General features: G+C 42.1%; 19 protein-coding genes. 7 read left to right on the top strand and 12 right to left on the bottom strand.

Annotated features, from left to right (window positions below):
• The first annotated feature begins 140 nt into the window (after positions 1–140).
• Positions 141–686 (top strand): CHAP domain-containing protein, encoded by a 546-nt coding sequence (locus tag F897_RS00695; RefSeq protein ID WP_004781961.1) that lies wholly within the window; start codon positions 141–143, stop codon positions 684–686.
• A 49-nt stretch (positions 687–735) separates the two neighbouring features.
• Here the strand turns inward: F897_RS00695 and F897_RS00690 are convergent, their stop codons facing one another.
• The 3 genes from F897_RS00690 to lgt all read right to left on the bottom strand — a co-directional run bounded on the left by F897_RS00690 (position 736) and on the right by lgt (position 2,409).
• A complete protein-coding gene (locus F897_RS00690; RefSeq protein ID WP_005232249.1) occupies positions 736–1,122 on the bottom strand; it encodes a hypothetical protein in 387 nt (128 codons plus the stop codon).
• Positions 1,115–1,507 carry a hypothetical protein gene (locus tag F897_RS00685; protein ID WP_005232248.1) on the bottom strand — a complete coding sequence of 131 codons (393 nt, stop codon included), beginning with the start codon at positions 1,505–1,507 and terminating at the stop codon, positions 1,115–1,117. The genes F897_RS00690 and F897_RS00685 overlap by 8 nt, the downstream gene beginning before the upstream one ends.
• A gap of 89 nt (positions 1,508–1,596) precedes the next feature.
• Entirely contained in the window at positions 1,597–2,409 is an 813-nt protein-coding gene (gene lgt, locus F897_RS00680) for a prolipoprotein diacylglyceryl transferase (RefSeq protein ID WP_005232235.1), read from the bottom strand.
• Between the two features lie 93 nt (positions 2,410–2,502).
• On the opposite strand from lgt, the gene F897_RS00675 reads away from it, so the two are divergent.
• Positions 2,503–3,285 carry an NRDE family protein gene (locus tag F897_RS00675; protein WP_005232234.1) on the top strand — a complete coding sequence of 261 codons (783 nt, stop codon included), beginning with the start codon at positions 2,503–2,505 and terminating at the stop codon, positions 3,283–3,285.
• Between the two features lie 112 nt (positions 3,286–3,397).
• A complete protein-coding gene (locus F897_RS00670) occupies positions 3,398–4,279 on the top strand; it encodes an AEC family transporter (protein ID WP_004781969.1) in 882 nt (293 codons plus the stop codon).
• Between the two features lie 258 nt (positions 4,280–4,537).
• Here F897_RS00670 and rdgB read toward each other — a convergent pair whose 3' ends face one another.
• From rdgB to F897_RS00630, 8 genes are all read right to left on the bottom strand, one after another.
• On the bottom strand, positions 4,538–5,164 hold the full coding sequence (gene rdgB / locus F897_RS00665; RefSeq protein WP_004781971.1) for an RdgB/HAM1 family non-canonical purine NTP pyrophosphatase: 627 nt from the start codon (positions 5,162–5,164) through the stop codon (positions 4,538–4,540).
• A 106-nt stretch (positions 5,165–5,270) separates the two neighbouring features.
• The gene (locus F897_RS00660) at positions 5,271–5,501 is read right to left on the bottom strand and encodes a hypothetical protein (protein WP_005232225.1); all 231 of its coding nucleotides are present in this window, start codon (positions 5,499–5,501) and stop codon (positions 5,271–5,273) included.
• Positions 5,502–5,607: 106 nt separating this feature from the next.
• Positions 5,608–6,198: a tetratricopeptide repeat protein gene (locus F897_RS00655; RefSeq protein ID WP_004781974.1), complete on the bottom strand. Its 591-nt coding sequence runs from the start codon at positions 6,196–6,198 to the stop codon at positions 5,608–5,610.
• Positions 6,195–6,788 (bottom strand): methionine biosynthesis protein MetW, encoded by a 594-nt coding sequence (gene metW / locus F897_RS00650; protein ID WP_004781976.1) that lies wholly within the window; start codon positions 6,786–6,788, stop codon positions 6,195–6,197. Before metW ends, F897_RS00655 begins: the two co-directional genes overlap by 4 nt.
• Positions 6,788–7,948: a homoserine O-succinyltransferase MetX gene (gene metX, locus F897_RS00645; RefSeq protein ID WP_004781977.1), complete on the bottom strand. Its 1,161-nt coding sequence runs from the start codon at positions 7,946–7,948 to the stop codon at positions 6,788–6,790. The genes metW and metX overlap by 1 nt, the downstream gene beginning before the upstream one ends.
• Positions 7,949–8,060: 112 nt before the next feature.
• The gene (gene leuA / locus F897_RS00640) at positions 8,061–9,758 is read right to left on the bottom strand and encodes a 2-isopropylmalate synthase (RefSeq protein WP_005232223.1); all 1,698 of its coding nucleotides are present in this window, start codon (positions 9,756–9,758) and stop codon (positions 8,061–8,063) included.
• Between the two features lie 428 nt (positions 9,759–10,186).
• Positions 10,187–10,870: a Fe2+-dependent dioxygenase gene (locus F897_RS00635; RefSeq protein ID WP_005232220.1), complete on the bottom strand. Its 684-nt coding sequence runs from the start codon at positions 10,868–10,870 to the stop codon at positions 10,187–10,189.
• Between the two features lie 71 nt (positions 10,871–10,941).
• Complete coding sequence (locus F897_RS00630; protein WP_004781982.1) at positions 10,942–13,194, bottom strand: TonB-dependent receptor; 2,253 nt, start codon at positions 13,192–13,194, stop codon at positions 10,942–10,944.
• 502 nt (positions 13,195–13,696) lie between these two features.
• Here F897_RS00630 and tig point away from each other — a divergent pair.
• From tig to F897_RS00610, 4 genes are all read left to right on the top strand, one after another.
• Positions 13,697–15,028, top strand: a complete 1,332-nt coding sequence (gene tig / locus F897_RS00625) for a trigger factor (protein ID WP_005232218.1) — start codon at positions 13,697–13,699, stop codon at positions 15,026–15,028.
• A 190-nt stretch (positions 15,029–15,218) separates the two neighbouring features.
• Positions 15,219–15,824 (top strand): ATP-dependent Clp endopeptidase proteolytic subunit ClpP, encoded by a 606-nt coding sequence (clpP, locus tag F897_RS00620; protein ID WP_004781985.1) that lies wholly within the window; start codon positions 15,219–15,221, stop codon positions 15,822–15,824.
• 29 nt (positions 15,825–15,853) lie between these two features.
• Positions 15,854–17,164, top strand: coding sequence for an ATP-dependent protease ATP-binding subunit ClpX (clpX, locus tag F897_RS00615; protein ID WP_005232215.1), 1,311 nt, complete (start codon positions 15,854–15,856; stop codon positions 17,162–17,164).
• Between the two features lie 167 nt (positions 17,165–17,331).
• Positions 17,332–18,048, top strand: a complete 717-nt coding sequence (locus tag F897_RS00610; protein ID WP_005232213.1) for a DUF2846 domain-containing protein — start codon at positions 17,332–17,334, stop codon at positions 18,046–18,048.
• Between the two features lie 61 nt (positions 18,049–18,109).
• Here F897_RS00610 and F897_RS00605 read toward each other — a convergent pair whose 3' ends face one another.
• Complete coding sequence (locus F897_RS00605) at positions 18,110–19,636, bottom strand: fumarate hydratase (protein ID WP_005232211.1); 1,527 nt, start codon at positions 19,634–19,636, stop codon at positions 18,110–18,112.
• Positions 19,637–20,195 lie beyond the last annotated feature (559 nt).

The raw sequence follows: 20,195 nt of genomic DNA, 5'->3' as shown, positions 1-20,195 counted from the left end.
AACAAGTTAAGTAAAATTAAATAAATGCGGAAAAATATATTTACATTTTTAACGTGAAAAGTAACATTTAACCGTCTAGTATTCACCGCGTGTTGAAGATTTGAAAGCCAAACTTACAGGCGAGGAGTACTTGGTCCAATATGATTTATGATCATCAAGTGAATATGAGCGAAGTGCATGCTCCTGTTCAAGCGAACGTCATAATTCGTTCCCAATCGGGACAAAATTCCAAACGTCAGCCTCAGCGCTATACCTCTGCGTCAGCTCGTAACAAAAACTCTGAATCTCGCAAGACTTTCGGTGCAATGAACGGCCAGCGTTTCGATATTGAAAAATTCACCAGCTACCTGCAAGGCATTACCCGCAGTACCAGTACACAGAAATGTGCACGCAGTATTCGCGTCGGATTGCAGTCTTCAGGCGCAAAAATTGTGAATCATCCTGTTGCCGCAGCTGACTGGGGTAACACCCTGCAGCAATTGGGCTATCGAAAAATCAACCTGTCTTTTGACCGTCCGAAAAAAGGTGATATCTATATTATCGACCGGACTTCACAGCATCAGTATGGTCATATTGCAGCGTATTCTGGTTCAGCCTGGGTTTCTGATTTTAAACAGAATGGCTATGCGGTCTATCGTAATTCCAATGTGAAATATACGTATTACCGTCTGGATTCCTATCTTTAAATCCGACGCTGAAAATTTCAGAACTTAAAAATGAAAGTCGCGAAATGGTTCAATCTTCGAAGCGTTTCGCACGTTGATTATAAATCGACACGATAAACAGTCCAATCGCCACAAAGCCTAAGCATTGTAGACCTAGCGCTACAGTTTCTCCGATCTCACCTGTTTTGGGTAAATAACCGATCAGGCTAATTACTGCCACAATCGGAATCGCCATCGTTAAAGCACGAAAACCTTCAGCATAAGGATTTTCAGGAGAAAGCTTTAATCTGAATTCACGCAAGACGTGCATCAGCATTCCAATCGCCAGACTGATTCCAACAAATATCGAACCCAGTTTCGTTACAGTCGATGCTATGTAAATTACGATACATACCGTAATAATAATGATGAGCTTGAGCTGACGATTGCAGTGTTCGGAATACCAGAATTCAAGCATGTGGTGAACCTGAATCCGGCTTGTTCTGATTAAGCAAAGACAGAGGCGAAAACAGGCAGATTGCCAAAGCCATAAAGGCAATTCCCTGAGCGCCTGGCAGCAAGATTTCACCCTGTTTCATGTTCATAAAAATCAGGCTGATTAATAAGGCAATCGGAATCCAGGTCAGGACACGATAGAACAGGCCAGTCGGATTTTTTGCTGCGAAATGAATTTTACAGTAACGACAAATCAGAAAAATAATTCCGGTACCGGCAAACATCAGGATGGCATCTAAAGGCAAAGGTTCCATCCAGTACAGACCTACGGCAATTGCAGCAATCACAACAAAGAACAGCAGTTTTTTCAGGATTGACACCTGCGGATTGAACCAGAACTCAAGCATGATGATGTGTGAACAGAAAAGATAAAAAGCACTTTAGCATATTTTAAATATAAAAAAGCGAGGCAGATGCCTCGCAATATTTAGCAAAATTATCCGTTATTTTTCTGTGGACCCCAGTCATAAACTTTCTTCTGATAGGCGTACCACAGCATCCACAGACCAATCAGGATCATTGGCAGGCTCAGGAATTGTCCTTTACTCATCCAGCCAATAAAGAGCTGACCATTATCCGGTTCACGGAAGAACTCGACGATAAAACGGGCCAGACCATAGCCGGTCAGGAATACCGCAGAAACTGCCATACGTGGACGGGGCTTGCTACTGAACCACCACAGTACAATAAACAGAATCAGGCCTTCACAGAGCGCCTGATACAGTTGTGAGGGATGACGTACCAGTTGCAGCGGATCGGTCGGGAAAATCATGCCCAAAGCAAAGTTTGGATCAGTCACTTGACGGCCATAGAGTTCACCACCAATAAAGTTACCGATCCGGCCAAACATCAGGCCTGTCGGAACGCAGGGCGCAATAAAGTCCAGTGTCTGGAACCAGGCCATCTTATATTTCTTGCACCACCACAACATCGCTACGATTACGCCGAGGAAACCGCCGTGGAAACTCATGCCACCGGTCCAGATCTGGAACAGCCAAAGTGGATTTTCCAAAAACTGAGAAAAACCGTAGAATAAAACATAACCAACCCGGCCGCCGATGATCACACCTAGCGCCCCAAAGAAAATCAGATCCGAGACCATATCTGGTGTCCAGCCGCGTTGTTTAGAGCGATAAGTCGCCAGTCCCCAGGCAAATAAAAAAGCCAAGAGATACATCAGTCCATACCAGTGGACTTGCAAAGGTCCGAGCGAAATTGCAACGGGATCTATGTTTGGATAGGTGAGCATTCCTGTTCCTTGTGATTCTGTTTTGCACAGATTTTAGCTGAAAGCGAAGAAAAATGTTGTACATTCAATGTGTAAAGATCGAGAGCATCAATTATGTGTATTGTGGCACTGGCTTGGCGGGTTCTGGATGAAACGCCATTATGTCTGATTTCAAATCGTGATGAGTTCTATCAACGTCCAACCCAGGCATTACATGAATGGGAGAACAGTCTGATTATTGCCGGGCAGGATCTTCAGTCTGGTGGTACCTGGATGGGTATAACGGTTTCAGGACGATGGGCAGTGATTACCAATTTCAGGGAGGGTAATGACAAGAATAACTACCCAACTTCACGTGGACATATCATTCAGCACTTTCTGGAATCCGAATTGACACCTATCCGGTTTGCTCAAGAACTGGAAAAATGTCAATGTGATTATGCGGGCTTTAACCTGTTTGTCGGCGATCGAGAGCAGGCAGTCTATATGAGTAACCGTGGTGAGGCACCACAAGTACTAGCACATGGCGTGTATGTAGTGTCCAATGGCTTGCTCACGGAACATTGGGAAAAGACTCGACACCTGCGCAAGCGTTTTACCCAGGAATTTCTGCCCATGCTGCAGTATCCAGATATGCCTGAATCTGATCTTTATTATGCCGTTTGGGATATTCTGGAAGATGAACGCAAGATCATTCCGGAGTTGTTGCCGAAGACCGGGATTTCACATGAACTGGAACAGTTGTTGTCTTCAACCTTTATTCAAAGTCCGGCTTATGGCACGCGCTGTTCCAATTTCCTGAGAATGAAAACCGATGAGTGGCAGTGGCTGGAAAAATCCCAGCAGGGTGAAACAGCAGGACAGATCGTTGAACAAGTTATTCCGATTATTAGCTAAATAACAGTATTGGTGATGATATTTATAAAAAGATCAGTTTAAACAGTGAACTCTGAAAACAGATAGGTATGCTAGGATAAAGCCCATCTATCTACGCATTTTCAGCTTTCCTATGGCATTGCTCCTTCCGCTTATTTCATTTCTGATTGGATTCTGGGGCGTTCATTATTTAAAGTCGATCCGTCCATTCATGGCGGCCTTGCTGGCACGTCTTTTGATTCCCTTGATTGTCATTTACAACATGGTGTTTTATAAGCCGGGCAGTTTGTGGCTGATCGGTTTTAGTATCTTTAGCTCACTGTTTCTATTTGGCCTGTTCTTTCTTTTCTCCAAAGATAAATTGCGGGCATTATGTTTTAGTTATTTAAATGGGGTCTGGCTTGGCTTTCCTTTTGCCTTAGCTGTATTTGGTCCGGATGCCTTAAATACTATTGTTGCTCTTTATATTGGTGGTTCCTTATTTGGCAATGTCAGTGCAGTAGTGGCAGTCAGTGCTGAAAAACAGGCTCCCCAATTCATTATTAAAAATATGCTGAAATCCCCGCCAGTGATTGCGCTTTCTATTGCAGCGATTCTGTCCTTCTGGGATTTTAGTGCCTATGAAGCGCATCCGCTGATTCAATGGGGCTATGCAGCCAACAAGCTTCTAGTGACTTTTGCCGGTATGTGTATTCTGGGAATGTGGCTGAGTAAAGTCAGGATTCAACTGAGTGATTTAAAACGTAGTTTGATCTTGATCAGCGGTCGTTTTGTGCTGGCTCTAGGTCTGGCGGCAGGGGCTTATTTCTTGTTACCGATTCCACATCAAGCCCTGATTTATGCTGTGATGATGATGTATTTCCTGCTTCCACCCGCCGCGAATATTGTGGCACTGGAGACCCATTATCAGGGCACAGGTTATTCAGCCAAATATATCGCTTCAGGAACGATTGCGAGTTCAATTTTGATTGGAGTATATGGGGTGGTGGTGCATATGTTGGTACCGGGTTTATAAATTTAAAAGTTCTCTCTCCCTCTGGGAGAGAGTTAGAGAGAGGGTATAAAGTTTTTGAAAGTCCTTCCTTTATTAGGGAAGGGATTGAGGAGGATTAAGTTCTTTGTAGAAATGAATGAGAATAAAAAGTAAGGGGTGAGATGGAAGAATCCCTCCCAACCTCCCTTTGAAAAAGGGAGGGCTCCTTCTCCCCAAGGGTGAGGGAATGACCTCTAACTCCCTCCTAAAAGGAGGGAGGACTCCTTTTAGGAATTAGATTTATTTTTCCAAACTCGCCTTAAACAGTTTCATCGCCTGACCACGATGACTAATTTTATTTTTTTCTTCTTTGCTCAGTTCCGCACTAGAAGTTCCTAGTTCTGGTAACCAGAATAATGGATCATAACCAAAACCATTTTCACCGCGTGGTGCTTCCAGAATTTCACCTTTCCAGATGCCCTGGAAAATTTGTGGCAGTGGATCTTCAGCATGCTGGACTAAGGCCAGTACACACACAAACATACCTTCAATCGCTTCACCATCTTTGCGTAACGGTTTTAGTCTGTTTAAAAGCTTTTCATTATTGGCTGCATCATTGCCATGTTCACCGGCAAAACGGGCTGAATAAATTCCTGGCATACCACCGAGTACGGGCACACAAATTCCTGAGTCATCGGCAATGGCTGGTTTACCCGAAATTTTGGACGCATGACGCGCCTTGATAATGGCATTTTCTACGAAGCTTAAACCGTCTTCAATCGCATCTCCGATATTTAGCTTGCCTTGAGGAATCACTTCAACCGGTAGTTTAAGCTCGGCAAACATCTTTTCGAATTCTGCAATTTTGCCTTTGTTATTACTTGCTAATACCAGTGTGCCTTGGGATAACCAGTCAGTTGAAGTCATGTTGAATCTCGTTGTTGAACTTTAAGGGAGGGACTATTTTAACCTTGCTTGCCAATTTACGTGAAATAAACCGGTAATAAAAAAGCACCCGAAGGTGCTTTTAATTTTATCTATTTCTAAAACCTTGAGCCTTCATACAGTTATTAACCATATCTTCTCTATCCATTGCATCAATTTTGGCTAAGCCTAAATCATATTTACATTTTGCGAGAGCATTATCTGCTTCATATCTAGTTATGCCAGGCTTATTCCAAGTGTTGTAAGAAGTTGTTGAGACTGTACATGCGACTAATGAAAAAAATAACAGCAATGATGCATATCCCTTAAATTTTTTCATGTAAATTCCCTTTATAGGCTTTAGAAATAGTTTATTATTTTTAATATGTTACAGTTTTTTTAAAGTATAAAAAAAGCACCCGAAGGTGCTCTTTAAAAATTTTAGCTTATTGTGCCTGAATCCATTTGTCTGCACGGTCACGTGCCTGACGGATCTGTTCTTGGGTTAAGTTAGCTGCCAATGCAGTTTTCTTACCTTCAGATAAAGTAATCACTTTATTGTCCAGCATGCCATCGCGGGTAGAGAGTTCATACCACTGGTAAGCACCCATGTAGTTTTTCTTCTTTTCTTCCATCATGGCCAGATTGAAGCTGGCACGGTTATCACCACGGCTAGCTGCTTTTTCGAAGTACTGGCGAGCCAGTGTTTCATCTTTTTTGGTACCAATACCATCTGCCAGCATACGGCCAACATTCAGTTGAGCCACTGCCAGACCTTGGTCGGCAGCAGCTTTGTACCATGCAAAGGCCTGACGTTCATCTTTCTGGACGTCTTTGCCATATTGATATTTGGTTGCTAAATAAAATTGTGCACCAGGCTGACCCGCTTTAGCTGCTTTAGTCAGACTATGAATGTCCATTACTGAATATTGCGCTGCTTGGCTGGCCACAGAAGGCGTTGGTGCAACGTAATCGGCATGGGCCTGCATGCCAAAAAGTCCAGCCAGTAGCGTCGTACTTAATAATAATTTTTTCATAGAGCGCTCACTCGATAAATTGCGACTTCACCAAACAGATTTGGGAGATGTTTGCTAAGCAAACTATCTTCTTGATTCCCATTCACAGCGAGTCGATTAATAATTTTTATGTTGTTTTCCGCGCATAATGCTTCAAAGTCACGGAAAGTACATAGGTGAATGTTCGGGGTGTTATACCACATATAGGGTAAGGCTTCCGAAACCGGCATTTTCCCTTTTAATGCCAAGAAAGAACGAGTCTTCCAGTGCGCAAAGTTTGGAAAGGTAATAATGGCCTGTTTCCCTACACGCACCATGTCACGCAATAATACGTCTGGTGCATCTACAGCTTGCAAAGCCTGTGCCATCACCACATAGTCAAAAGACTGGTCAGCAAAACGGCTTAAACCGAGGTTTAAGTCCTGCTGGATGATATTTAACCCGCGACTGATCGCAATTGCAATCTTTTCTTGATCAATTTCTAATCCATATGCACGAATATTGTGCTTTTTGCTCATATGGGCCAGCAGTTCGCCATCACCACAACCGAGGTCGAGGATACGTGAACCGGGCTTGATCCATTTTTCAGCAAGTTGTTGGTCAATACGCATTACACAGCCTCCTTCGGTGTTGATCGCAGATGTTCTTCACCGCCCAGGAAGGCGCGCAAGGATTTTACATACAGAGGAATCGGGAACAGGAAGGAGTCATGGCCTTGCTCAGCATCAATATCCAGATAGCTGACAGGCTTATTATTGGTAATTAAGGCGTCTACGATTTCAACAGAACGTGAAGGTGAGAACCGCCAGTCTGTGGTAAATGAAACCACCAGGAACTTACATTTGGTTTGCGCCATCGCTTTGACCAGTGACTGCTGATATTCACGTGAAGGATCAAAGTAGTCTAGTGCTTTGGTCATGATCAGATAAGTATTGGCATCAAAGTTACGGCTAAACTGTTCACCCTGATAACGCAGGTAGCTTTCGACCTGGAATTCCACATCGAAGCCATACATGAATTTGCCAGATTTTAAATCACGGCCAAATTTCTGCTTCATGGCTTCCTCAGACAGATAGGTAATATGACCGACCATCCGTGCCAGAATCAGGCCTCGTTTTGGATAGCTGTCATTTTCTAGATAACGGCCATGATGGAAGTCCGGATCAGACAGAATCGACTGACGCGCGACTTCGTTAAAGGCAATATTTTGTGCAGACAGTTTCGGTGCACTGGCAATAATCACGCATTTTTGCAGACGGTCCGGATAATCTACCGACCATTGCAAGGCCTGCATGCCCCCGAGTGAGCCGCCAATGATGGAATACCACACATCAATCCCCAGACGGTCAGACAGCATCGCCTGAGTTTTCACCCAGTCACGCACAGTGACTAGCGGAAAGTCTGGACCATATGGGCGGTTATCATTTTCGGGATTAGGAGAGGTAGGACCAGTAGAACCATTACAACCGCCGATATTATTCAGCGCCACCACAAAGAATTTATTGGTATCGATTGCCTTACCCGGGCCAATACAAGCATCCCACCAGCCTGGTTTTTTATCATCTTCATGATGATAACCTGCAGCATGATGATGGCCAGACAGGGCATGGCAGATCAAAATGGCATTGGACTTATCGGCATTCAGTTCGCCATAAGTTTCTACCATCAGTTCAAAACGTGGGAGGATGCGACCGCATTCAAGCTCTAACGGCTGTTCGAATTGGAACTTTTGTGGGACAACAAGGCCCACTGAGTCAGCTGGAAAAGACACGGGAATGATTCGCCTTAAATCTTTAGTATGAATAAATAAAAGGATACCATTTGCAGGTATCCTTCTAAAGTCTTTTTACTGCTATGAATTATCGCTAATTCAAATACCGGGTTTAGACGGCAGCAGCAATCACCTGTTCAGTGCTTAACACATCCTGGTCGATCAGGCGGTTGGTACAGGCAATAATCGCTTCAATTGAAGAGGTCACGATGTTGTCATGTACGCCCGCACCAAAGGCAGATTTACCTGTGCCTTTTACTTGAAGTTCAACCAATGCCAATGCTTTGGCATGTGCACCTGAGCTGATGCTACGTTCTTCATAGTTCAAGACATCAATCGGCAATTGTAAGGCATCCAAGATTGCAGAGATCGGACCGTTACCTTCACCACGCAAGTGCTGGGTTTCACCATTCACTTCAATATCCAGCTCAATCACCTGATTACCATTTTCATCTGACAATTTGTAGTTTTTCGCTGAATAATGTGCATCTTTCGCCGCAACATATGTTTCTTTGAACAAGCTCCAGATTGCTTGTGCTGAAATCTCAGTACCATCTTCATCAGTTTTTTGCTGCACGATTTGCGAGAATTCGATCTGTAAACGACGTGGCAAGGTCACGTTGTAGTTCGATTCTAACAAGTAAGCGATACCGCCTTTACCAGACTGTGAGTTCACGCGGATGACAGCGTCATAGTCACGGCCCAAGTCTTTCGGATCGATCGGCAAGTACGGCATATCCCAGATTTCCTGGTTTTTCTGGAATTCGAAACCTTTTTTGATTGCATCCTGGTGTGAACCAGAGAATGCTGTGAAGACCAAGTCACCCGCATATGGATGACGTGGGTGTACAGGCAAGCCAGTACATTCTTCAACAGTCGCAATAATTTCGTTGATATTCGAGAAATCCAAGTTTGGCGCAACACCCTGGGTGTACATGTTTAAGGCAATTGCTGCCACGTCCACGTTACCGGTACGCTCACCATTACCGAATACACAACCTTCGACACGGTCAGCACCGGCCATGATCGCCAATTCAGACGCTGCGATCCCACAGCCACGGTCATTGTGACAGTGAACTGAAATGATCACGCCATCACGACGCTCGATGTTACGGTGCATCCATTCCACTTGGTCGGCATACACGTTTGGTGTAGAGACTTCGACAGTGGCTGGCAAGTTCAAGATCACTTTGTTTTCTGGAGATGCTTCCCAGATTTCAGTCACAGCGTCGCAAACGTCTTTCGCCACTTCCAATTCAGTTGCAGAGAAACATTCAGGGCTGTACTGGAAAACAAATTCAGTTTCAGGCTGTTTTGCTGCGTATTCTTTCACTTTTTGCGCTGCATTAATCGCTAACTGTTTTGCACCTTCAACATCTACGTTCAACACTTTTTGACGGAAGGTTGGAGAGTTAGAGTTGTAGATATGCACGATTGCGCGTTTCGCACCTTGTAAAGATTCAAAAGTACGTGCGATCAAATGGTCACGTGCCTGAACCAGTACTTCAATGTAAACATCAGCCGGAATATGACCTTCTTCAATCAATTTACGGGTGAAGTCGAAATCAATTTGAGATGCAGAAGGGAAGCCGATTTCAATATGTTTGAAACCGATTTTTACCAACATCTGGAACATTTTGAACTTCTGCTCGATGTTCATTGGCTCGAAGATCGCCTGGTTACCATCACGCAGGTCAGTACTCATCCAGATTGGCGCTTTAGTGATTTCATTGTTCGGCCATTGACGGTCTGGTAAGTCCACACGTTGATACATGCGACGGTATTTTTTACTTGGATCAGCCAACATCATGAGAGAGCTCCTTAGGTAGCCTGGCAAATTCGCTTGGTGCAGCAGTTGCTCGGTCTACAGTATAGATTTTGTCTATATATTCGTTTACAGGCAGGTGTGGGTAAATAAGATCAATCCTGTATTTTTTAAAGTCTTGATCATCAGGATCGACCAGACACCTGCATGGTGAACCTATAAGATTAATTTTAGTCCAGAAAACGTGAAAAGTTTTTGCTTTTTCTATGGATTTTAGTCGTATGTTAATAAAGATTTTCTTATAAACTTTAAGAATTGAAAAATATTTTCACTTATTCTAAATATTGTATTTTATATTTTCTTAATTTGGACATAATGCGTTATTTATTACGTTCAATTGTGCCACAACTCAGTATATTTTGATAAACAATAGATCCAGTTGTTTATAAAGATCATTGAAGACAGAGCCTCTTTTAAAGTTCAGCCCATTTACGCATTAAATTATGATACAGGTTGGTCAGTTTCATAACTTCTGAATGCTGATCACCCAGCTGCACTCTCAAGTTTTGAATACTCTGATCCAGATTAAACAACATATGCCGCTCTGCATCATCCCTGATCATGCTTTGTACCCAAAAAAATGAAGCAATTCGACAACCGGAAGTGATTGGCGTAACTTCATGCAGGCTGGTGGATGGATAAAGAATCATATCGCCGGCAGGCAATTTTACTTCGTGATAACCGTAAGTGTCTTCGACTACCAGTTCACCACCGACATATTCGTCCGGCTCGCTTAAAAAAACCGTACAGGATAAATCCGTTCTGAGGCGTTCACTGCTGCCGCGAATACGACGAATTGAATTGTCGACATGAAAGCCGAAAGATTCATTATTTTCATAGCGGTTAAAAAGTGGGGGAATAATATCCAGTGGAATCGCCGCCGATAAAAACAGAGCATGCTGTCCCAGCGATTCCAGAATAATATTGCTGAGATGATGAGTGAGTGAATGATCTTCAGGTAATTGCTGATTCTGTTTCACGGTGGCAGAGAGCGTACCCGCGGTAACCTTGCCATTGACCCACTCAATCTTATTCATCTCCTCACGGAAATATTGCACCTGTTCTTTGCTCAGTACATTTGGAATATGATGCAGCACGAGAAACCCCTGAATAATCGTCTTTTAAAAATAACATAGCCCCCATCAGGAGGCTATGCGGTTGCATTGAATTAATATTTAAAGTTGACTGCTAACACTGCACTACGTCCTTCTGCTTCAGTAGCATAGTGAGAAGCATAGGCTTTAGTGAAGTAACGTTTGTCAGAAAGGTTATTTACATTCAACTGTAAATCCACATTTTTGTTAACGTTATAACGCGCCATAGCATCGTAGCGTACATAAGATGGAGCCCATTTGATGTTTGCAACATCACCATAAACTTTGTCTGAATATACTGCACCACCACCCAAAGTTAATTGCGGCAATATCTTATAGGTAGTCCATAATGTTGCTGCTTGTTTAGGTACATTAGGCATTTGGTTGCCATTATAAATGGCATTATCTGTACAAGTTGCTGTTGAACCTGAACCACGGCATGATTTACCATTTTTTGTTAATTCACTATTAAGATAAGTATAACCTGCCGAAATATCCCATTTATCGGTAATTTGACCATTTAATCCTAATTCAACACCATCAACTTTACTTTCACCTACATTCGCATAAGTTGTTGGGTCAAGTTGTACACGAGTATTTTGTTTTTCAGTACGGAAGATCGCTGCTGTTAAATTCAAACGATCATTTAACAAGTCCCACTTAGTACCTAACTCGTAAGTTTGTGCTTCTTCAGGATCGATCATTTGGTTATTAGCATTTATGGTTTCGCTGTTATCTCCCCAACCAGCATTTAAGCCAACAGGACTGGCAGAGGTAGCATAACTTGCATAAATTGAACCATTTTCAACAGGTTTAAAGGTTATACCTGATTGATATGTAAAGAAGTCTGAATCATTGTTAGCTGTATATGCAGCAGCTGAAGATGTAGCACGAAAGTTTTGTGCAGCTTCAAACTTGTCCCAGCGCACACCAAGATCAAGTAACCATTGTGGTGTGATTTCAATACTATCTAATAAATATACAGAAGTGCTTTCAACCGTGGCATCAAAGTCTTGGCGGGCTTCTAGACGATCTAAAAATGGTTTTTGAGTTGGATTGTTTAGAGAAGTACACCAATTGCTTGAAAGGTCTTTACAGTCGCTGTAAAACCCAGTTGAGGAAACTTTGCCATCTTTACTGTTAATGATGTTATAACCACCTTTGTCAGTTTCTTGCTTGCTGTATTCAGCACCAACATTAAAGCTATGATTAATGGCACCTGTAGCAAATTTACCTATCAATGCTAATTGATTTGTAAAGGTATCGCTATCTGTGATGGCAGAGTTTTGACGATGCCATACTTGGCCATTAGCTACATTGCCTTTAGAATCATCAGGGTTTGTCCAGACATAATCATTTTTAGATTTGCTGTACATTGCAGTGTTTGTAACGGTTAGATTGTCAGTTAAATCATGTTCTAACTTGATTGTCCCTGCTTGGTTCTCTTGTTTTTGGAAGTCACGATCTTTCCAACCATAATAAACGCCTTGTTTTACTTCCGCAGGTTTACCTTGTGGTTTACCTAAACCAGCATCCCAATATGGTATACCTGAATCGGGAGTATCATCCGATTTTAAATAGTAATAACTTAAAGTTGCACGAGTAGGGGTGTCTAAGCCGAAAGTAATACTAGGGGCAATACCAGCACGTTTATATTCAGCACCATCAGATTGACCTGCTTTCTCATTCATGTGGCCCATAACGGCAACACGTGTAGCAATCCCATTGCCAAAATCTTTGTTGCCATCAAGCGTCACACGTGCGTAAGCATCTGTACCGCCAGCAACAGTACCTTCTAAAAAGTCACCTTTTTTGGCCACTTTAGAAATCATGTTGATGCTACCGCCAACAGTACCTGCACCACCCATAGCAGAAGCAGAACCTTTGGTGACTTCAACTTGTTCTATGGCAAACATTTCACGGTTTTGTGAGGTTGAATTACGAATACCATCTAAATACATTGAGCTTTCAGAGCTATAGCCACGGATAAATGGACGGTCGCCATTCGGGTTGCCGCCTTCACCCGCACCCAAGGTAATACCCGGTACAGTACGTAAAGCATCAGAAAGTGTAGTGACTTGAGTGTCTTCAATCAGTTGTTTAGAAATGACTGATACAGATTTAGGTGTATCCAGTAAGGGTGCAACAAATTTCTTATTTGCGGAATTATCTACTTTTAAACTTGGTGTCTGTTCAGCTTTAACTTCTTGATGAATAGTTTCGAGCTTGACCACATTTTCATCAGCCACAGCATTTACAGTTACGATCGAGAGGGAAGAGGCAATCGCCGATGAAACGAGTTTTTTACGTGATTTGATAAACGACATGTGGGAACCCGAAAAAAGCATAAAATTTATGTATGCGAATAATAATAATTCTTATTTAAATTAAGAATTACTTTTAGATAGGAAATGACGATTTTAAAAATTATATTAATTGCCTTTAGCGATGTTATGGTGTATCAAAATGTTTCTAAGTTAATGTATTTAAACTAAATCTGATTAATAGATTATTATCTTTACTTTTATTGAGATTATTAGAGTTTAAAAAAATTGAAGAAAAGATAAAGAAAAGTTTACTAAAAGCACTATAAAAATCCATAAATGCAGATTAAAGAGATGATCTGTCCAGTTTCAGTAATCAATATATCTATTCTTATTTGAGGGAAGGGATATTTAATCAAAGAAAAATGAATTTGACTGAATAAATTTGATTATTACAGCATTAATAAAGACGATTCAAGTATTGTGTTTTGTATATCTGCAAATGTTGTCATATAATGTGGCACATTTTTATAAACCTGTTATTACCAAATATATAGAGGAAGCCATGCAAGTAACTTCTGAAGCGGTTTCGGGCGTTGCCCGTCGTTTAAATGTTTCTGTACCGACGAGCCGTATTAATGAGCAATTTGAAGCTCGTTTAAAACGCACTGCTAAAACTGCGAAGATCAACGGCTTCCGTCCAGGTAAAGTACCTGTAAACGTAGTTCGTCGTGAATACGGCGCTGGTATCTACCAAGAAGTTGTCAACGACATCATTCGTGACACAGTTTTCGAAGCAATCCAACAAGAAAAAATCAACGCTGTTGGTATGCCAAACATCGAAAAAACTGAAATGAAAGACGACGCTTTAGTTTATGAAGCGACTGTTGAAGTTTATCCAGAAGTTGAAGTGAAATTCGAAGGTCTGGAAGTTGAACGTAAAGCGTCCGAAGTAAATGACAAAGACGTTGAGAAGATGATTGAAAATCTTCAAAAACAACGCGCTTCTTGGGCTGAAACTAAAGGCATGGCTAAAAAAGACATGCAAGTAACTTTCGACTTCGAAGGTACTGTTGATGGCGAAAAATTTGAAGGCGGCGCTGCGCAAGACTTTAAACTTGTTTTAGGTTCTGGTCGTATGATCCCTGGCTTCGAAGATGGCATCATCGGTATGAAGAAAGGCGAAGAGAAAGTGATCGATGTTACTTTCCCTGAAGATTACCAAGCTGAAAACCTTGCTGGTAAACAAGCTCAATTCAAAATCAATGTAAAACTTGTTGAAAAACAAAAACTTCCAGAAATTGATGCTGAATTCCTGAAAATCTTCGGTATTTCTGAAGAAGATGGCGTTGAAAAACTGAAAGCTGACGTTCGTAAAAACATGGAACGTGAAGTGAAAAACGGCCTGCGTAACCAGGTTAAAGGCGCAACTTTCGATGCACTTGTAGCTGCAAACGAAGTTGAACTTCCATCTGCAATGGTTGCTCAAGAAATTGACCGTCAACGTCAACAAATGATCCAGCAGTTCACTCAACAGTTCGGTGCTCAAGGCGCGAAAGCATTTGATTCAAGCATGCTTCCAGATGACCTGTTCAAAGAACAAGCTGAGAAATCAGTTAAACTTGGCGTATTGGTAAGCCGCATTCTTGCTGATGCGAAAATTGAAGTAGATCAAGCGCGCGTTGAAGCTTATATCGAAGATATGGCTTCTTCTTACGAAGATCCAAATGAAGTGATCGAATACTTCAAAAATGACAAGCAACAACGTGCTCAAATCGAAGCAGTTGTACTTGAAGACCAAGTTGTTGATCACATCCTAGCATCTGCTAAAGTGACTGATGCGACTGTAAGCTATGAAGACTTATTGAAAGAGCAACAAGCTCGTCAACAAGGCTAATTCAAGCTTTCCCTAAAAAGGCGCTTCGTGCGCCTTTTTTCATATTAGTAATTTCTTGACATATCTGATTTTCACAAAACTAATGCAAAAAATATGATGGAATTATTCGCGATTATTTTGCAATTTCATTGATTATCCCTCATATTGTGATTATGGATTAAGTCACAAAAATTTAGGAATAAATAAACCTATGTATGTTCCAACGATTGAAAACGCTTTAGTGCCAATGGTGGTAGAACAATCCTCTCGTGGTGAGCGTTCTTTTGATATTTATTCACGCCTTTTACGTGAGCGGGTAATTTTTCTGACAGGTGAAGTTGAAGACAATATGGCCAACCTGATCGTTGCGCAAATGTTGTTTTTAGAAGCTGAGAACCCAGATAAAGATATTCATTTATATATCAACTCACCGGGTGGTTCGGTGACTGCTGGCATGGCGATCTACGATACCATGCAGTTTATTAAACCGGATGTTGTGACTTATTGTATGGGTCAGGCAGCATCAATGGGCGCATTCCTGCTCAATGCAGGAACTAAAGGCAAACGTTACTGCCTTGAAAATGCACGTGTCATGATTCACCAGCCTTTGGGTGGTTTCAAAGGCCAGGCATCAGATATTGAAATTCACGCACGTGAAATTCTGTTCATTAAAGAACGTTTAAACCGTTTAATGGCTGAACATAGCGGTCAGGACTATGAAAAAGTGGCACGCGATACAGACCGTGACAACTTCATGACTGCTCAGCAAGCGAAAGAATACGGTCTTGTGGATGAAGTTCTAACGAAACGTCCATAAGTTTTAGAGATTGAGATATTGGAGTAAATATGTCCGAACATCCTCAAGGACAAAAGCATTGTTCATTTTGCGGTAAAACGCAGTCTGAAGTCGGAAAGCTGATTGCAGGCGAGGACGCATACATTTGTAATGAATGTGTGGACGTATGCTTAGATTTGGTTCAAACCAGTCAACAGGTCGAAACCAATGACTGGGCGAACCGTCCTTTACCGAAACCGCATGAAATCCGTGCGGCGCTCGATCAATATGTGATTGGTCAGGACGTAGCGAAAAAGACATTATCTGTGGCCGTATACAACCATTACAAACGTCTGAAAGTACAGACCAATGGTAAGAAAGCAGATGATTCCGTTGAAATTGCCAAAAGTAATATCCTGCTGGTGGGTCCGACCGGTTCAGGTAAAACCTTGCTGGCACAAACCCTTGCCCGTCTTCTGGACGTTCCATTTGCCATGGCAGATGCAACAACCCTAACTGAAGCGGGTTATGTGGGTGAAGATGTTGAAAACATTGTACAAAAGCTTTTGCAAAAAGCTGATTACGATGTCGAAAAAGCGCAAAAGGGCATTATCTATATCGATGAAATCGATAAGATTACCCGTAAATCTGAAAACCCATCCATTACACGTGATGTATCAGGTGAAGGCGTACAGCAAGCCTTGCTGAAAATGATCGAAGGTACGGTTGCTTCAATTCCACCACAAGGTGGTCGTAAGCATCCGCAGCAGGAATTCATTCAGATTGATACCTCGAATATCCTGTTCATCTGTGGCGGTGCATTCTCAGGTCTTGAGAAAATCGTACAGCAGCGTCAGGAGAAAGGTGGTATTGGCTTTACTGCAGAAGTCCGTAATAAAGACGAAAGCAAAAAGCTGTCTGAATTGTTCCGTCAGGTCGAAGCGACTGACTTAGTGAAATTTGGTCTGATTCCAGAATTCATTGGTCGTTTACCAGTGATTGCGACTTTAGATGAGCTGGATGAAGAAGCTTTAATGCAGATTCTGACTGAGCCGAAGAATGCATTAACCCGTCAATATAAACATCTGTTTGAGATGGAAAATGTGGACTTAATCTTTGAAGATTCAGCACTACGTGCGGTTGCGAAAAAAGCATTGGAACATAATACAGGTGCGCGTGGCCTGCGCTCGATTCTGGAAAATTCATTGTTAGAAACCATGTATGACTTGCCGAGTCGTAGCGATGTAGGCACTGTGGTAGTCAATGAAGCAGTCATTAATGGTGAAGCTGCACCAGAATTTCTTGCTGAACGTCAACCACATGATGAACCAGAAACAGCGGTAAAAGTTGATTTAAAGGTGGTGAATAGCAAATCTGCTTGATTGCTATTCGTCAGAAACGTGTGAAAACCCCGTGTTTTCGCACGTTTTTTATTTCCAAAAGATAAAAGCAGATGCTAATCTCAACATCTAGGCGTGGATGCCGAAAGCTATAAAAATATATCGCAAAGTACTTACATACAAGAATAAAGACGCAGTGAGGGATAAGCATGCGTGGAGTCGCAATGGTGCTCATCGGCAGTTTGGCGCTGATGGGTTGTCACGGTAAAAAAGCCGTAGTTGAGCCTACACAGCCACTCAGCACTTTAAAAAATATTGATCTTGAAAAAAAACCGGGCTTCGTCGAACAGCATCGGGTGGGGATGTTTACGATTGGTGGCTGGGTCAACCAGAAACAGGGTAATCATTTTCAGGCAGTTAAACCTCAGCATGAGGATGCTGCAATCGTTTATTTATACCGCCCGGATTCCAAATGGAACCGTCAGGAAATTGTCGCTGCCAGCCTATTTATCAATCAGCATCGTATTCCGAGTTTATTGCATAATCATCATTACTGGATTGAGTTGCCTGCAGGTACTTATCGCTTGAGTACCAGTCGCCCTTTAGGTGCGTTGCACTTCCAAAAACCTAAGTATTTGGACTTTACAGTAGAAGCGGGTCAATCCTATTTTATTAAGTATGATGAAGAAAATTTAAGCACCCGTCGTAGTGTTCCGGGACCTCTGATGCTAATGCCAAGCAGTATGGGACTCAATGAAATTGCTTTTACCCAGTTAAAATCGGACAGTTTTAACTTTTTTGCACAGGATCAGGAAACTGGGAAAATCCGCAAGAAAGCCCAGAAAATTAAGGCGACTGAATATGATCCATCTACAGATGTACAGTTAACCACACCGTTTAAACTCTGGGATCCAAGAACCTGGTAATTAATTTTAAAATTCCAATAAAAAAGCACCCATTAAGGGTGCTTTTTTCATGCAGCTTAAATTAGCCTGCAGCAGCGTCAACTACTGGAATCTTGCCAATTTTCGCTTGCCAGATTTTTGGAGCAGTCGCGTGTACAGATGTACCATTTACGTCAACTGCAACAGAAACAGGCATATCTTTCACTACGAACTTGTAGATCGCTTCCATACCCAGATCAGCAAATGCAACCACTTCAGCTTCACGGATTGCTTTAGATACGAGGTATGCAGCACCACCAACCGCCATGAGGTAAGTTGCTTTGTTGTCTTTAATTGCTTCAACAGCAGCAGGACCACGGTCCGCTTTACCGATCATGCCGTAAAGACCAGTTGCTTCTAATACCTGACGAGTGAATTTATCCATACGAGTCGCAGTTGTTGGACCTGCAGGGCCTACAACTTCGTCACCTACTGGATCAACAGGGCCTACGTAGTAGATAAATTTGCCTTTCAGATCAACAGGAAGTTCTTCACCGTTGTTCAGCATGTCTACCATACGTTTGTGTGCAGCATCACGGCCAGTATAGATCGTACCGTTAAGAAGTAATGTATCACCTGGTTTCCAAGAGTTCATTTCTTCTTGGGTAATGTTGTCTAGGTCAACACGTTTAGAAGATGAGGAATCCCAAGTGACTGATGGGTAGTCTTCAAGGCTTGGTGCTTGAATATGCGCAACACCTGAACCATCAAGCGTGAAATGTGCGTGACGGGTTGCAGCACAGTTCGGGATCATGCCGACTGGTTTGCCCGCAGCGTGACAAGGATAATCTTTGATCTTGATGTCTAGAACAGTGGTTAAACCGCCAAGACCTTGAGCACCAATGCCCAATGCGTTTACTTTCTCGAAGATTTCGATACGAAGTTCTTCAAGTTTGTTTTGTGGACCACGACGCAGCAATTCGTCCATGTTGATCTCTTCCATCAATGCTTCTTTTGCAAGCATCATGGCTTTTTCAGCAGTACCACCAATACCGATACCCAGCATACCAGGAGGACACCAGCCTGCACCCATAGTTGGAACAGTTTTCAGTACCCAATCTACGATTGAGTCAGACGGGTTCAACATTGCCAGTTTAGATTTATTTTCTGAACCGCCACCCTTAGCAGCAACAGTGATGTCTACTTTGTTACCTGGAACAAGTTTGTGATAGATCACAGCAGGCGTGTTGTCTTTGGTGTTCTTACGGCCAAAAGCAGGGTCAGCCAGTACAGATGCACGAAGCACGTTAGAGTTTTCAAGATAACCTTGACGTACACCTTCGTTGATCGCATCGTCCAGGCTCATGGTTAAATCAAATTTAACATCCATGCCCACTTCAACAAATACGTTGACGATACCAGTATCCTGGCAGATAGGGCGGTGGCCTTCTGCACACATGCGTGAGTTAATTAAGATTTGCGCGATCGCATCTTTCGCAGCTTTGTTCTCTTCACGGTCGTACGCACGGCTCATCGCTTGGATGAAGTCTTGTGGATGATAGTAAGAAATGAACTGAAGCGCATCTTTAACCGATGTGATCAAGTCATCTTGCTTGATAATAGTTGTCATACAAATATCTCTTGAGCGGGCTGTTAGCTAGCGGGCTAAATTATAAGACAAATGAATCTGGTTGTGGGCGTTTTGCAGGGACATTGGCCAAAAGTTTATAGTTTAAGCAATAAGGCATATTACTTTGGCTGAAAGATTGGTTAAAAATGACCGGTTTTTGTCATATTTACTGTCATATTTCAGCTTAAAGTTTATTTGAATATAATTAAATTTATTATAAATATATGATTTTTATTAATTAATTAAAATTATGGAAATTTCATCATTGTCATATAACTGTCATAAAACTTTTACATAATGCGCTTATCAAATGAATGATGAGTTTTCTTTATGACCCTGACTAGTGTATTGATGGTAATTGCTTTTAGTCTTTATATCGCTGCTACTTGGTTCTACGGCCAGAAAGAAGATCAAGCTTAAGCTTTATCTTCTTTTTTACATTTTAAGAGCTAAAAAATTAGCCTATCTTCAAATCTTCAAATCTTCAAATCTTCAAATCTTCAAATCTTCAAATCTTCAAATCTTCAAATCTTCAAATCTTCAAATCTTCAAATCTTCA

It is taken from the genome of Acinetobacter variabilis, from assembly GCF_000369625.1.
In the GTDB taxonomy this organism is placed as follows: Bacteria; Pseudomonadota; Gammaproteobacteria; order Pseudomonadales; family Moraxellaceae; genus Acinetobacter; species Acinetobacter variabilis.
Note: the sequence above shows the minus strand (reverse complement) of the source record. Positions and strands in the feature narration are given on the sequence as shown.

What these genes read in the sequence shown, in the direction of transcription:
- F897_RS00695 (WP_004781961.1), top strand. Translation starts at nt 141, where the DNA reads ATGATTTATGATCATCAAGTGAATATGAGCGAAGTGCATGCTCCTGTT.
- F897_RS00690 (WP_005232249.1), bottom strand. Translation starts at nt 1,122, where the DNA reads ATGCTTGAATTCTGGTATTCCGAACACTGCAATCGTCAGCTCAAGCTC.
- F897_RS00685 (WP_005232248.1), bottom strand. Translation starts at nt 1,507, where the DNA reads ATGCTTGAGTTCTGGTTCAATCCGCAGGTGTCAATCCTGAAAAAACTG.
- lgt (WP_005232235.1), bottom strand. Translation starts at nt 2,409, where the DNA reads ATGCTCACCTATCCAAACATAGATCCCGTTGCAATTTCGCTCGGACCT.
- F897_RS00675 (WP_005232234.1), top strand. Translation starts at nt 2,503, where the DNA reads ATGTGTATTGTGGCACTGGCTTGGCGGGTTCTGGATGAAACGCCATTA.
- F897_RS00670 (WP_004781969.1), top strand. Translation starts at nt 3,398, where the DNA reads ATGGCATTGCTCCTTCCGCTTATTTCATTTCTGATTGGATTCTGGGGC.
- rdgB (WP_004781971.1), bottom strand. Translation starts at nt 5,164, where the DNA reads ATGACTTCAACTGACTGGTTATCCCAAGGCACACTGGTATTAGCAAGT.
- F897_RS00660 (WP_005232225.1), bottom strand. Translation starts at nt 5,501, where the DNA reads ATGAAAAAATTTAAGGGATATGCATCATTGCTGTTATTTTTTTCATTA.
- F897_RS00655 (WP_004781974.1), bottom strand. Translation starts at nt 6,198, where the DNA reads ATGAAAAAATTATTATTAAGTACGACGCTACTGGCTGGACTTTTTGGC.
- metW (WP_004781976.1), bottom strand. Translation starts at nt 6,788, where the DNA reads ATGCGTATTGACCAACAACTTGCTGAAAAATGGATCAAGCCCGGTTCA.
- leuA (WP_005232223.1), bottom strand. Translation starts at nt 9,758, where the DNA reads ATGATGTTGGCTGATCCAAGTAAAAAATACCGTCGCATGTATCAACGT.
- F897_RS00630 (WP_004781982.1), bottom strand. Translation starts at nt 13,194, where the DNA reads ATGTCGTTTATCAAATCACGTAAAAAACTCGTTTCATCGGCGATTGCC.
- tig (WP_005232218.1), top strand. Translation starts at nt 13,697, where the DNA reads ATGCAAGTAACTTCTGAAGCGGTTTCGGGCGTTGCCCGTCGTTTAAAT.
- clpP (WP_004781985.1), top strand. Translation starts at nt 15,219, where the DNA reads ATGTATGTTCCAACGATTGAAAACGCTTTAGTGCCAATGGTGGTAGAA.
- clpX (WP_005232215.1), top strand. Translation starts at nt 15,854, where the DNA reads ATGTCCGAACATCCTCAAGGACAAAAGCATTGTTCATTTTGCGGTAAA.
- F897_RS00610 (WP_005232213.1), top strand. Translation starts at nt 17,332, where the DNA reads ATGCGTGGAGTCGCAATGGTGCTCATCGGCAGTTTGGCGCTGATGGGT.
- F897_RS00605 (WP_005232211.1), bottom strand. Translation starts at nt 19,636, where the DNA reads ATGACAACTATTATCAAGCAAGATGACTTGATCACATCGGTTAAAGAT.